The sequence below is a fragment of the Shewanella sp. SM68 genome (assembly GCF_025653925.1).
In the GTDB taxonomy this organism is placed as follows: Bacteria; Pseudomonadota; Gammaproteobacteria; order Enterobacterales; family Shewanellaceae; genus Shewanella; species Shewanella oncorhynchi.
The window spans coordinates 39,006-51,153 of record NZ_JAKKRU010000019.1 but is presented as its reverse complement, the minus strand read 5'-3'; the positions used below and the strand labels follow the sequence as shown (position 1 = coordinate 51,153).

Below are 12,148 nucleotides of genomic sequence, written 5' to 3'. Positions count from 1 at the left end.
TCGTCGCGGGAATTGTTGGGATAACGCACCAATGGAGCGTTTCTTTAGAAGTTTGAAATCTGAGTGGATACCCGCAAGTGGTTATGGGAATTTTACAGAAGCAGATAAAGAGATCACAAATTACATCACTGGATATTACAGCGAGACTAGGCCCCATCAATATAATGGTGGGTTAACGCCAAATGAGTCAGAACGTTTATATTGGAATGACTCTAAAACCGTGGCCAATTTTACTTGACCACTACAGTCACTAGCACTATTGAAGTTGAACATCTCACGTAACATTGTTTCGTCCTGAGCAAAAGATTTCCAAATGTATTTCTGGGCAAGACATTAGCACCAAATGATAAGTCCCAGCACAACCGATGCTAAAATAATTTAACTTAGGCCATCATGCAAGCAAGGGGGAAGACAAGCAAGAGCACGGATTGCCGCGGAGCTGCGGGCGGAAACCCCTAAATACTGGGATATGAAACCTTACGATGAACCAAACACTCGTCGCATCATGAAAAGCGATAATAATTGTTAGGTATTTACAGAGATTAAAGCCGCGGAAGCGTTTGTTCATTCCTAATAGACGATAAACGCCGGTGACACATGCAAGGAATAAATTGAATTGAAGACAAATCTGAGAGAGTTAAATGCTATTCAACCCGCTCCGCTGAGTGACTTTGTATTGCGGAACCTATTCGACATTGAAATTGAAATGGGGTGGAAAATTGAAAAGCTCAATTGTGAGGTTACCCGTGAAACGGTCCCATACTCGCTAATAGTAGGCCATGATTTTACGATGGTTTCAGCTATTACTTGGGGAGAATTATTAGATGGCCATAGTAACTCAAGAATGTCGGATTACTTAAAGCGTCTCGAGGAATCACAGAAGTATTTTTGTGATGACAATTGGCCCAAAGATGCCGGAGTTTGGCTCGCAAAACTGGATGGAAAGTATTACTTGGCTGGTGGTAAACACCGCGTGACGATTAATTACTTTCTACGCCATTTCAACATTGAAATCTTCAGTGACTCAATCGTGCTCCCAAATGTTAAAGTCCTTCAATACAAGCTCTTGTAAGAACAATCAATAAAGGTTGAAGATTATGCAAATTGGCCAAAAATTTTTTGCAGTTTCAGAAGCATATTCATTTGAGGATTTAGACAGTTCTCTAGTTGAATTTCCAGTGCGACGTCGTGAGTTTGAAGTATTACCTAAACCAGAGAAAGTGATTACTGACGACGGACAGCACAAAACTATTGAGAACTAATTACCAGAACACCTTAAGTCTGAAGATTGGTTTTTGGTAAGAAGTTTAGAAACTGGCCGGAAATCATGGTTTAACCCTCACAATTATACGATTTCACTGCTCTAACAACGGCATTGTTATCATCGATAGCGGTACTTTCCTTTTGCAGCAGTGGATGTGACGCTATTTAGATGTTTTCGTATAACACACAAATAGTCATTACACTTTGGGCAGCGGTTGAGTAACGAACTGCCTTCAAAATCCAATTTACAAAATACACAGTGATATTTGCAGGTCTCCGTCTTAGCAATCTGCTCTTTAATTCTGTCTAATGTGGACTTGGGTGATTCGGCAGGTTTTTCTTTAGTTCGTTGATACTCAAGCCATGCGCTGCGTCTTGGGTTGTAGATCCAATGCTTCCCCTTGATAGATGACTCAACCCAATCCTGTAGCAACTGTTTAGCCGATTTTAGCCTGTGTGATTCGCTGAATAACTTCGCGAAATGAATTAATTCTAGCTCTAACACCGCCGTATGCTTGTCCTTTCGTAAGTCATCATATATCGGCGCTGGGCGCCCCGGGTGGGATATGTAAAGGCATAACTTACGTTCAGATACCGCTATAACCATGTCAACCTTCACATTATTAACATAGGTATCTTGCGCTAAATCCTTCAGTTCATAGGTGATTCTAGTGTTTTTAGTAATGACGTGCTTTTCGCCATCCAGGTCAACATCAAGAGGCGGCAACATTAACAGGCCTTGCTCCTTAAACAGCTGCTTAAGCATGTAGCGCACTGAGACATAGAACGAGAATTTACAAGCCTCAATTTCTTCCTTACTTACTTCTTTGCAGTCATGGGCAAAGTGGGGGGCATTAACCTCTCCCAGCCGAGCGAGTAAGGCTATGCCGCACGATGGGCAAACACAATCGCAGGACTTACCCCGAGTTGCTTCTTCCACATCGATATATACACCATCACTGCGTAAACCAAAGGGGATGAGGTTCATAATTACTTTCTTCTATCAAGCACCAGATGGATCATCAATCAATTTTGAATTTCGGTCATGTTTCATCTAAAACGGTACGAGCAGGGGTACTTGATTGTTCAGGATAGAATTTTTATTACTCTCCCACAAGGTCTGATCTAAATTTTCAAATTTTTTATAAATACTGCTATTATTACTGATTATTTATACAGTGGTTTGCAAGTATGAAACTCATAATATGCCATGCGAGTGCGGGAATTTCGGGTTTTCCAAGTCCTGCAGCGGATTACGTTGAATTACCCCTTAGTCTTGATCAGCTGCTTGTTGAGCATCCTAGCTCGACCTGGTTTGGTCGTGCTGCGGGCCGCTCAATGGAAGGGGTTGGGATCTATGATGGCGATATACTGGTGATTGACCGTGCTGCCAAGCGCCGCAATCTCTCTATTGTTGTTGCCAGCTATAACGGAGAATTTACCGTAAAGCTCCTTGATGAAAAGCGCCGGCTTCTGGTTTCGATTGATCAGCAGCAAAATATGACGTCCGTTTCTATCGATGATGCAGATACCTTCTCGGTGGAAGGGGTGATCATCAAGTCTATTCGACTTCATGAGCATTCAAGCTTACTTGAACAATATCTGAGTCAATCATGTACGGACTGATTGATGCCAATTCATTTTATGTGTCGTGCGAAATGGTGTTTAGGCCCGACTTGCGCGGACTTCCCGCGATTGTGCTCAGTAACAACGACGGCTGTTGTGTGGCAATCAACCGCGCGGCCAAGTCCGTTGGCGTGAAGAAATTTGCTCCTTACTTTGAGCAGCAACATCTATGTAGACGACATAATGTGCAGGTGTTTTCATCTAATTATGCACTTTATGCCGATCTATCGGCAAAAATGATGCAAGTGATCGGACGGTTTGCGCCCGAGCAATACGTGTACTCTATTGATGAGTCGTTTGTGTCATTTCAACACTGTGCAGCAATCCCAGATTTAAACGCCCATTGTACCCTGTTGCGCCGTGCTGTTTGGCGTGAGTGCCGTTTACCTGTTTGCGTGGGTGTTGGTGAGACATTAACCCTTGCGAAATTGGCTAATCATGCCGCGAAACAATTGGCTCAATATAAAGGTGTTTGCGTTATTGATAACGATGCGCAGCGTATTGAGATATTAAAATCGATGCCAGTTGATGAGGTTTGGGGGATTGGCCGCAAACTAACGGTAAAACTGGGATTACTGGGTGTGCATACTGCCTATGATTTGGCACAACTGGCGCCGAAAGTAGCACGACAACATTTTTCTATCGATGTAGAGCGAACAGTGCGAGAACTCAATGGGCAGATCTGTAAAACGTGGGATGTCACCAAAGCAGATAAGCAGCAAATATTTTCCACCCGCAGCCTAGGCGAACGAATATGTACCCGGGAACATTTACACCAAGCGTTAGCAAAGCATGCCGCAATTGCCGGTGCGAAGGTTCGAGAACAAGGCTCATTGTGTAAAACAATGGTCGTGTTTGCTGCCAACTCGACACATGATCCACAGCCTATGTATTTTAAAAGGCTTGTTCAGTTTACTTGTGCCACTGATGACAGTCGTGAACTGTGCGCCGCGGTTAGCCGCGAGCTATCAAACCTCTATCGCCCTGGTGTGCGCTATTACCGTATTGGTGTAGGCCTGATTGATCTTTGCCCTAAAACCTCAGTGCAATATGACTTATTTAATGCGCCCAAGAGCGACCCTAACTTAATGAAAATCTTTGATAGTCTGAATAATCGCTATGGCCGTGATGTGTTGTATATTGCTGCACAGGGGAGTGATCAGCATTGGACTATGCGCCGAGAATTTCTATCGCCTCAATACACTACTCGTTGGTCCGATATACCGACGGTTAAAGCGTAACAGGATTCTGTGACGTTATGGCCATCGGCTAAGCACCACTGAAACGAGACTGGATGATACGGCGCCACTACCGGTTTGCAGTGTTGGCCATTTTTGCCCCTTCCTGATTTGCCTAAAGCAATCCCTAGGTGCTTTAATAGGATAATTCCAACCGGTAGGAGAAGTTTATGCTATTCAAACCCACTGCGCATTCACGTCGCTTGCTCCCAAAGTATCTCACCGCGGCCGTCCACAGCATTTTTGAAATGCGCGATGACACAGCACTCCCGTTAGGGGCCTTTTTCGACAAATTAGGAACAGAGACATGGCTCCACCAAGACGGCTTTTGGTATGCCCCTGTCGATATCCAGCAATACGAGCGCCGCGACATCGATCAGGCCATTGTTGCTCTCTTCCGTGAAGGCATACTCTCCGGTACCCCGTTTCGCACGCCTGCCAACAAACTAATCGAATTTGAGCTGATGGACCCGAATATAGAAGCACTATTGCCACGCATGAGAGACGTTTTCGCCCGATAACGAATTAGGTTGTGCTTATATGGCGCCGGTTAAGTAGCATTAAGTTTGCTAGATCCTGAATGAGATATTATTTTTAATGAGTAGTCCCTATTACTCATTGAAAAGGAATTCACGATGCATACGACGCGAATCGCTGCCGCCATTTTGTTACTTTCTGGCTGTACAAGTACCCTCAAGACAACAGTCGTTACAATTAGCAACTCTGACAACGCTAAATATGCCCAACAAGGACTTGTCTACTACTTACCGGCATCGAGTCAAGTTGTCACGCTGACTCACAAGCTGCTTTATTGTCAAATGAACAAAGGTATACTTGATTTTGATTATCAGACCACAGCGACAGTCAAACAAACTGCTCACCCCGATCTCACTAAGGTGTTCGTAGTAGACCCTGAAGAACTGCATGAATTTACCAAAGACTGGGGGATGACAGTGTTTATGCATCCCAATGGGCTCCTTAAGTCTTTTGCAACCAATGCCGATGATAAATCTATTGAGTTGGGCATGGCCGCCGTGAAAACCATTGTCAATATTGCAGCCATTTCTCAAGGAATACCAATCTCATTAGCCAGTCCTCCAAAGGAGATAGTAAAAAGTTTTGAACCCAAAGGGATGTGTATTCCCGAACTCAGCCAAGAACCTATTGTGTCGGTAGTGATGGATTCACTCACGGCCACGGTGCTAAGTAAAACTACAGAGCTAAATAAACAGCAGAAGAAGTTAGCTGCAGCCAAGGGGGATACCACTGTACAAGAGCAAGCGGTACTTGCCGCACAAAAAGCGGTTTCGCAGGCCTCTTTAGCCCTCGAGAAGTTCCAGAAGAAGATCACTCTGCAGCGCGAATACACCTACGATACGGCGAAAATTGCAGATGCCAGCATTGAGATCACTAACAGACTGGAAGACTTCCTTCCATGGGTTTACTCTAATGATTCCAGCCGCAGGAATTACCTCGCTGAGAATATGGCCGTCAAATACAGTTTCAAGTTAAGCATTGAGAATACGGCTTCAAATTATCAGAAGAAAGAAACAACGGTCCAGCCGAAAAATGATTATTTTGGGTTGTATTATTCAACTTTTGGCACGCGCCAGCTTAAACTAAATCGTACGGAAAAAGGTAATGCATCCGCAGGGTCCTTGCTGTTCAGTGGGTTTATTACCGCGCCAGAGTTTGGCTATGTGGCCATACTGCCATTCAAGAATCATCTTGGGGAAAGCAACTCTTTTACCGCCAATTTTGACAGTTCAGGCGGGCTGACTGACGTTGTCTACGGCACCGTGCGCACAGGTTCAGAACAAGTGACCGCAGCCTTGTATGAAGCAACCGATACCTATAACGAATATACCAAAGGGAGACAAACTACCCGGGAGGCTGACAAGCAAGAGTTCCAGACATTATCGATCCATGCTCTATCGATCGCGAATAGTACCTACCAAAATCTGACAGTCGATCAATTAACCGCTCGTGCTGGCATAGTCCGAACGCTGCTAATCAAGCTGGGAGACACCGAACAGGGTAGGGAAGCTATCACTTCCTTAGCGATGAACATCGATAATGATAATCTTATCCAACTTGCTAACGCTCTGTGATCCAACGGTCGGCTTTAGTGAACTGAAACTGTTGAATCCCTAAAGCGTCCACATAATGAGGGAATATTGTTTTTCGTACCGCGTGGACACAGGCAGGCCGAACTCGGAAACGATGAATTTAAAGTACAAAAAAGCGGAGCCAAAGGTTCCGCTTGTGCGTTATTTATCTGAATAATCATATTTTCGCGCTATTAGTATGGATATTCTGTCTTGTCCGCGAGTGTCAAGAGAACACAGGGGGGACGATTTCTATCATTACTGTGCGAAAACAAAAAGCTTCCAACGAATATCACCCTGCGCCGACGTGTGCTGATGGTGATTTTGTGGGGGGATTGTTTTCCCTCCGGCAACGGTTACTTCTTTGTTGCAGCCAACACACTTATAGATGCCTTCATGAACACACTTTTCGCCAGGCTTATGTATTTTATCGAAAGCTTTGTTGGACTCAGTGTTGGCCTCTTTTACTTGATCTTTATTACCATTTCTAACTAAAGCCATTGATCTTTACCGTACTAGGACAGGGCGAAATTACCCATGATATAAATATGGGCATTCGGCTGGATCTCAAGTTACCACTGATGAATTTTTATTCTCTTACCTGTGTAAATTGCTTTCCGTGAAAGGCTTACGCAATACCGTGTTAAACTGATTAGGCAGTGAAAAAATCCTATTGTCTGCATATCCCCAAATAAAGAGGAAATACAGACAATGAGCCGCGCTGACGCACTAACACCCTCCCAAATCAACCGAGTCCTGAAAACCTGCCGATTGATGCAGCATGGACAAGCTAAAGCGGGAGCAATTGCCCTTAGCCATGCTGCAATGAGAGTGAGTGAGATTGCTCGACTTGATGTAAAAACCGTTCTATTCCCCACTGGCTTACTTCGACAAGAAATAAACCTGCCGAGCCTGATCTGTAAAAATACCAAGCCCCGCACTATATGGTTAACCAATCTAACTGCCAGAACAGCTATCCAAGATTGGATTGACTACCGTATACAACACAAGTGGGGGTTAGGTACTTCGCCTGATTACCAAGGGCTTAATCCAGACTCAAAGCTGATCTTAACGAACCGTGGATCAAGTTATTCATTGCAGCCGAAACCAAGACTCCTTGATGATGGAACTATCAAAGAATACTGGTGCTGTGACGCTCTAGAGCAAGCTATACGTAATGTTTACAAACGTTGCGGATTGCCGCAGTGTTCGTCACATACAGGGCGTAAAAGCCTAGTGACCAACTCTGTATTGTCTGGAGTTAGTTTAGAGACAATGGCGCGAGTTCTAGGCCATTCAGAAGCATCAACAACGTTGGGGTATGTCGTGATTCAGCAACATGTGATTCGCGATATGTGCAGCATCGAATGGATTTGATGGTAAAAATCAAAAAATTAATATATTTTCCCAAAAAGGGAAATTAATTATTGACTAGCGTTTATACGTTTCCCATAATGGGAAATATAGACAAGGGGATTGCATGAGAGTTGTTTCAAGAGCCGCCTTGCGGGAGTTTTGGGAGCAGCCCATTTATCAAGATAGTGAGCAACCGCTCAAGTCATGGTACGAGGAAGCTAAAAACGCTAACTGGCAAAATCCGCAGGAGATTAAAGATCAGTATCGCAATGCGAGTTTTGTTGGCAATAACAGGGTGGTATTCAACATCCACGGCAATAAGTACCGTCTTATTGTGGCCGTGAATTACAAGTTTGCAATGGTCTATGTTCGCTTTGTTGGTTCTCATGCTGAGTATGACAAAGTTGATGCAACCACAATTTAGGAGGTTTGCAATGCAAATTAAACCGATCAGAACCGTGGCTGATAATGAAGCCGCCTTAAAGCGCATTGAGCAGCTTTTTGATGCTGAACCTAACACGCCAGAGGGTGACGAGCTGGAAGTGTTGATTACGCTGGTGAGCGCGTTTGAGGACGCTCATTTTCCGATTGAAGCGCCAGATCCAATCGCGGCGATTCAGTTTCGGATGGAGCAGCAAGAGCTTGAGGATGTCGATATGGTGCCATTTTTTGGGCAACGTAGCAGAGTGTCAGAAGTGTTAAACCGCCAACGCAAGCTAAGCCTTAACATGATCCGTAAGCTGAATGAGGGGCTTAAAATCCCGCTTCCTTGCTTGATCAAAGATTATCAATTAGCCAAATAACGGAATATAAAATGGAAACAACAACTAGATTATCAATCCATGAATCATTGCCATTCCCAGCGGCATATAGCACCGCTGATGGTGAGTCTGTCGTCACTGTAAATCAGGACGATTTAGAGGCTTTCGTCCGAACTCACAACCGACTTCACAAACAGCTTAAAATAAGCATTTTTGTTGTTGCGGTTTGTGTCGTTGCTGTTCTTGTTGGCGCTTATGAAATGGCTAACTTACCAAGTCAAGTGATTTACGTTCAACCGAAATAGAATAGCGGAAAATCGGAGTTTAAAAAATGTTAGATCCTGATATGCCAGAACCACAAGTTATCGAGTCATTGACGGGGTTTGTTGATGAAACTGAAAAGGCGATCAAATCGGCTAAAGAACTCGGTTATATGGGCGTGAGTGTTGGTCTTTCATTGGAAACCGCCTTAAATCTGGTTGAGGCAGCAAAGCGTTTTCAGGAACCAACATTTCTAGGCTTTCCGAAAAGTCTTGTTGAGGCATTTATTGAAAACGAGGCTGAGGCCGAATTGCCAGCACAGGTGGTTAATGCATACAGTGACTATATGACTGCTGAGCATGACAGTTGGGAGTCAAAAGCAGAGTTTTTTATTGATGAAGCTTTTGATGTTGAGAAGTAGGCAAACAGATAGCGGAAAATTTAATGATTATTGATGTGATTGAATCCTTTGATGGCGAAAAGCGGCTGGCAAGAGGCATATCTTTACTGCGGGTGAGGTTAGTCATATTCCAAATATGGAAACCATTGAAACACCAGATCGGAATCTAGGCATGGACTTTGAAGAAGCAAAAGAAATTCTGATTGCTAACTCTGTCGGCAGTAATGAGTACCATCAACTTCAAACATGGTCAGAGTTAGCAAGTGCCGCAGATTTTGAATGCCAATGTGCTCAAGACAGGTTGCGTCAGTTGGCAAAGGTAGAATCAGCGGCCTGTGGAGCCAGTCAAGAAAACCATCTAAAGAGTAGTTTGTAATTAATGTCCAAAATGTGGAGATTAGCCATTATGTCCGAGATAGAAAAAGAAAAAATCCACAACCAGTTTAACGGTGTAATGATTTGCATCATTGGAGCAATGGTCATTATTTCTTGCCTTTTTGCCAAAACAGTTTGGCAAGTAGCCCTTGGCGTAGTGGTAGGTCTCCCTATCGCAGTTTGTGGTATCTGGCTGGTACAGACCAATAAAGTGTATTGGTCTGTGAGCGATGGGTTTACGCCCAAAGAGCATGGGTCTGTTTATAGTAGATGCTCCAGTAAGCAACGGAATTTACACGGGTCTTCATGGCGAAATCTCCAGGGGTTGAGTAGCGAGGAAAGAAGCCGCCGACGGCGAGGACGGCAGCAGGTCGGCGGCCCAATCGAGGCCGCGATGGCGTAGCCACGCACCGGCGAAGCCGGGAGCGCCGGCCTGCGTCAGCACTCGGTCAATGTCGCGTTGGTCTTGCGGTGTGGATGCGCCCGAGAAGGCGAGCGCGGCTGGCCCCAGGTCGAGGTCGAACAGACGATTGCCCAGGCGCGATTGGTAGTAGTAGTCGCGCTTGGGCTGCGCGGTGGCGACGATTTCGATTTGCCGACTGTTGAGGCCAAAGCCCTCGTAGACCGTGCGAATCTGCGGCTCGGTCGCCTGCGGGTTGGGCAAGAAAATCCGGCTCGCGCAGCTTTCGATGATCGCGGGCGCGATGGTCGAATCCTTGATGTCGGCAAGCGACTGCGTGGCGAAGATCACCGACACGTTTTTCTTGCGCAGAGTTTTCAACCATTGCCGGATGCGTGCCGCGAAGGACGGTTCATCAAGGAATAGCCAGGCTTCATCGAGAATCAGCAGCGTGGGAGCACCGTCGAAACGTGCATCGAAGCGGGCGAACAAGTAGCGCAGCACCGCTTGCACGGCGGCGGGGCTGTGCATTAGCTCTTCCATCTCAAAGCCCTGCACGTCGCCGCTGCCGAGCCGGTCGCGGTCGGCATCCAGTAGCTTGCCGTGCGCGCCGCCCAGCACATACGGCGACAATGCCTGCCGCAGCGCGTTCGATTGCAGCAGCACCGAAAGCCCGGTCATCGTGCGCTGCTCCACCGGCGCACCAGCGAGGCTGCCGAGCGCCGACCAAATGGCGGCTTTCTCGTCGGGGCCGACGGTCACGCCTTCATGCAGCAGGCGGCCTTCGATCCACTCGGCGGCCCAGGTGCGATAGCCTTCGCTGTCGATACGGGCCAAGGGCTGAAAGGCAATGGCGCCGTCCGCGCCGAGGTCGTAGTGTTCGCCGCCCAGGCCCAGCACCGTCGCCCGCATGGATCGCCCCATGTCGAAGGCGAAGATGCGCGAGCCGCCATAGCGGCGGAACTGCAAGGCGAGCATCGCCAGCAGGACAGATTTTCCCATGCCCGTCGGCCCCGCGACCAGCGTATGCCCCACGTCGCCGATGTGCGTCACCAGCCGGAACGGCGTCGCGCCATCCGTGCGCGTGACGATCAGCGGCGGGCCGTCGAGATGGGCGTTTTTCTCCGGCCCAGCCCACACGGCGGACACCGGCATCATGTGCGCCAGATTCAGCGTCGAGACGATGGGCTGGCGCACGTTGGCATAGGCATTGCCTGGTATGGACGACAGCCACGCATCGACTGCATTTAAGGTTTCGGGGATGGTGACGAAGCCACGTCCTTGGATGACACGTTCCACCATGCGCAGCTTTTCGTCGGCTACGGCAGGGTCGTCATCGAACACCGTCACCGTGGCGGTGAGGTAGCCGAAGGCGACTTGATCGCTGCCAAGCTCTTGCAAGGCGGCATCCGCGTCGGCCGCCTTGTTGCTGGCATCCGTGTCCACCAGCGGCGATTCCTGCTGGAAGATGGTTTCGCGCAGTAGCGCAATGACATTCTTCCGTTTCGCAAACCACTGGCGACGCAGGCGGCCCAGCTCCTTTTCCGCCTCGGCTTTATCGAGGCAGAGAAACCGGGTACTCCAGCGATAGGCAAAGCCCAGGCGATTGAGGTCGTCCAGCAGGCCCGGCCAGGTCGAGGTCGGAAAGCCCCGCACCGACACCACGCGCAGATGCTGGTCACCCAGCATGGGCGCAAGGCCGCCGACTAGGGCGGAATCGGCCAGCAGTGCGTCGAGGTGGAAAGGCACCTCGGGCACGGCCAGCCGGTAGCGCCGCGTGGACACCGTGGCGTGAAGATAAGTCAGCGTCGCGGCATCGTCCAACCAGACGATTTCTGGCATCACGCCATCGAGCAGGTCGAAAACCCGATCCGTTTCTGCCAGGAAGGCGTCAAGCCGACCGCGCCAGTCCACACCATCGCCCGGCGCGTGCTCGTAGAGCAGCTTGGCTGCACGAGCGCGGGATTCCTCCGGCGGCAGATAGGCTAGCGTCAGGTGATAGCTGCTTTCGTAGTGGTTCCCCGATTCCTCAAAGGCAGCGCGGCGTTCTTCGTCCACCAGCCAGGACAGCGGTTCGGGAAAGTCGGAATGCGGATAGTCCGCGGCCGACTGGCGCTCGGCTTCCACGAACAGCGCCCAGCCCGAACCCAGCCGGCGCAACGCGTTGTTTAGCCGTGCCGTCGTGGCGATCAATTCGCCCTGCGTGGCGCTGTCCAGATCAGGCCCGCGAAAGCGCGCCGTGCGCTGAAACGAGCCATCCTTGTTCAGCACCACGCCCGGCGCGATCAGCCCAGCCCAGGGAAGCCAGTCGGCCAGCAAGGCGGGCCGCTGGCGGTATTCGGCAAGGTTAAGCATGGCGG

At 48.3% G+C, this 12,148-nt stretch carries 16 protein-coding genes; 13 read left to right on the top strand and 3 right to left on the bottom strand.

Going from position 1 to position 12,148, the window contains the following annotated elements:
- The 3 genes from L5M40_RS21425 to L5M40_RS21415 form a co-directional block, all read left to right on the top strand.
- On the top strand, positions 1-238 hold a 238-nt coding region (locus tag L5M40_RS21425; RefSeq protein ID WP_263146819.1), incomplete at its 5' end, for an integrase core domain-containing protein.
- Positions 239-616: 378 nt separating this feature from the next.
- Positions 617-1,072 carry a hypothetical protein gene (locus tag L5M40_RS21420; RefSeq protein ID WP_263174699.1) on the top strand — a complete coding sequence of 152 codons (456 nt, stop codon included), beginning with the start codon at positions 617-619 and terminating at the stop codon, positions 1,070-1,072.
- Between the two features lie 25 nt (positions 1,073-1,097).
- Positions 1,098-1,262, top strand: coding sequence for a hypothetical protein (locus L5M40_RS21415; RefSeq protein WP_263174700.1), 165 nt, complete (start codon positions 1,098-1,100; stop codon positions 1,260-1,262).
- A 119-nt stretch (positions 1,263-1,381) separates the two neighbouring features.
- Here L5M40_RS21415 and L5M40_RS21410 read toward each other — a convergent pair whose 3' ends face one another.
- Positions 1,382-2,251 (bottom strand): hypothetical protein, encoded by an 870-nt coding sequence (locus tag L5M40_RS21410; RefSeq protein ID WP_263174701.1) that lies wholly within the window; start codon positions 2,249-2,251, stop codon positions 1,382-1,384.
- A 203-nt stretch (positions 2,252-2,454) separates the two neighbouring features.
- Between L5M40_RS21410 and umuD the strand changes: the two genes are divergently transcribed.
- The 4 genes from umuD to L5M40_RS21390 all read left to right on the top strand — a co-directional run bounded on the left by umuD (position 2,455) and on the right by L5M40_RS21390 (position 6,238).
- Complete coding sequence (gene umuD / locus L5M40_RS21405; protein WP_263174703.1) at positions 2,455-2,889, top strand: translesion error-prone DNA polymerase V autoproteolytic subunit; 435 nt, start codon at positions 2,455-2,457, stop codon at positions 2,887-2,889.
- Positions 2,877-4,130 (top strand): Y-family DNA polymerase, encoded by a 1,254-nt coding sequence (locus L5M40_RS21400; protein ID WP_263174704.1) that lies wholly within the window; start codon positions 2,877-2,879, stop codon positions 4,128-4,130. Before umuD ends, L5M40_RS21400 begins: the two co-directional genes overlap by 13 nt.
- Before the next feature lie 167 nt (positions 4,131-4,297).
- A complete protein-coding gene (locus L5M40_RS21395) occupies positions 4,298-4,648 on the top strand; it encodes a hypothetical protein (protein ID WP_263174705.1) in 351 nt (116 codons plus the stop codon).
- Between the two features lie 114 nt (positions 4,649-4,762).
- Positions 4,763-6,238: a hypothetical protein gene (locus L5M40_RS21390; protein ID WP_263204519.1), complete on the top strand. Its 1,476-nt coding sequence runs from the start codon at positions 4,763-4,765 to the stop codon at positions 6,236-6,238.
- A gap of 255 nt (positions 6,239-6,493) precedes the next feature.
- Here the strand turns inward: L5M40_RS21390 and L5M40_RS21385 are convergent, their stop codons facing one another.
- Positions 6,494-6,736: a hypothetical protein gene (locus L5M40_RS21385; RefSeq protein WP_263183758.1), complete on the bottom strand. Its 243-nt coding sequence runs from the start codon at positions 6,734-6,736 to the stop codon at positions 6,494-6,496.
- A gap of 210 nt (positions 6,737-6,946) precedes the next feature.
- On the opposite strand from L5M40_RS21385, the gene L5M40_RS21380 reads away from it, so the two are divergent.
- From L5M40_RS21380 to L5M40_RS21355, 6 genes are all read left to right on the top strand, one after another.
- Positions 6,947-7,612: a site-specific integrase gene (locus L5M40_RS21380; protein ID WP_263204526.1), complete on the top strand. Its 666-nt coding sequence runs from the start codon at positions 6,947-6,949 to the stop codon at positions 7,610-7,612.
- Positions 7,613-7,715: 103 nt separating this feature from the next.
- Positions 7,716-8,015 (top strand): type II toxin-antitoxin system HigB family toxin, encoded by a 300-nt coding sequence (locus L5M40_RS21375; RefSeq protein ID WP_263204525.1) that lies wholly within the window; start codon positions 7,716-7,718, stop codon positions 8,013-8,015.
- A gap of 10 nt (positions 8,016-8,025) precedes the next feature.
- The gene (locus L5M40_RS21370; protein ID WP_263204524.1) at positions 8,026-8,394 is read left to right on the top strand and encodes a type II toxin-antitoxin system HigA family antitoxin; all 369 of its coding nucleotides are present in this window, start codon (positions 8,026-8,028) and stop codon (positions 8,392-8,394) included.
- A gap of 11 nt (positions 8,395-8,405) precedes the next feature.
- Positions 8,406-8,657: a hypothetical protein gene (locus L5M40_RS21365; protein WP_263204498.1), complete on the top strand. Its 252-nt coding sequence runs from the start codon at positions 8,406-8,408 to the stop codon at positions 8,655-8,657.
- Positions 8,658-8,683: 26 nt separating this feature from the next.
- The gene (locus L5M40_RS21360; RefSeq protein ID WP_263204499.1) at positions 8,684-9,034 is read left to right on the top strand and encodes a hypothetical protein; all 351 of its coding nucleotides are present in this window, start codon (positions 8,684-8,686) and stop codon (positions 9,032-9,034) included.
- A 151-nt stretch (positions 9,035-9,185) separates the two neighbouring features.
- The gene (locus tag L5M40_RS21355; RefSeq protein ID WP_263204500.1) at positions 9,186-9,389 is read left to right on the top strand and encodes a hypothetical protein; all 204 of its coding nucleotides are present in this window, start codon (positions 9,186-9,188) and stop codon (positions 9,387-9,389) included.
- Between the two features lie 303 nt (positions 9,390-9,692).
- On the opposite strand, the gene trbE is transcribed toward L5M40_RS21355, so the two are convergent.
- On the bottom strand, positions 9,693-12,143 hold the full coding sequence (gene trbE / locus L5M40_RS21350; RefSeq protein ID WP_004883099.1) for a conjugal transfer protein TrbE: 2,451 nt from the start codon (positions 12,141-12,143) through the stop codon (positions 9,693-9,695).
- Between the last annotated feature and the right edge of the window lie 5 nt (positions 12,144-12,148).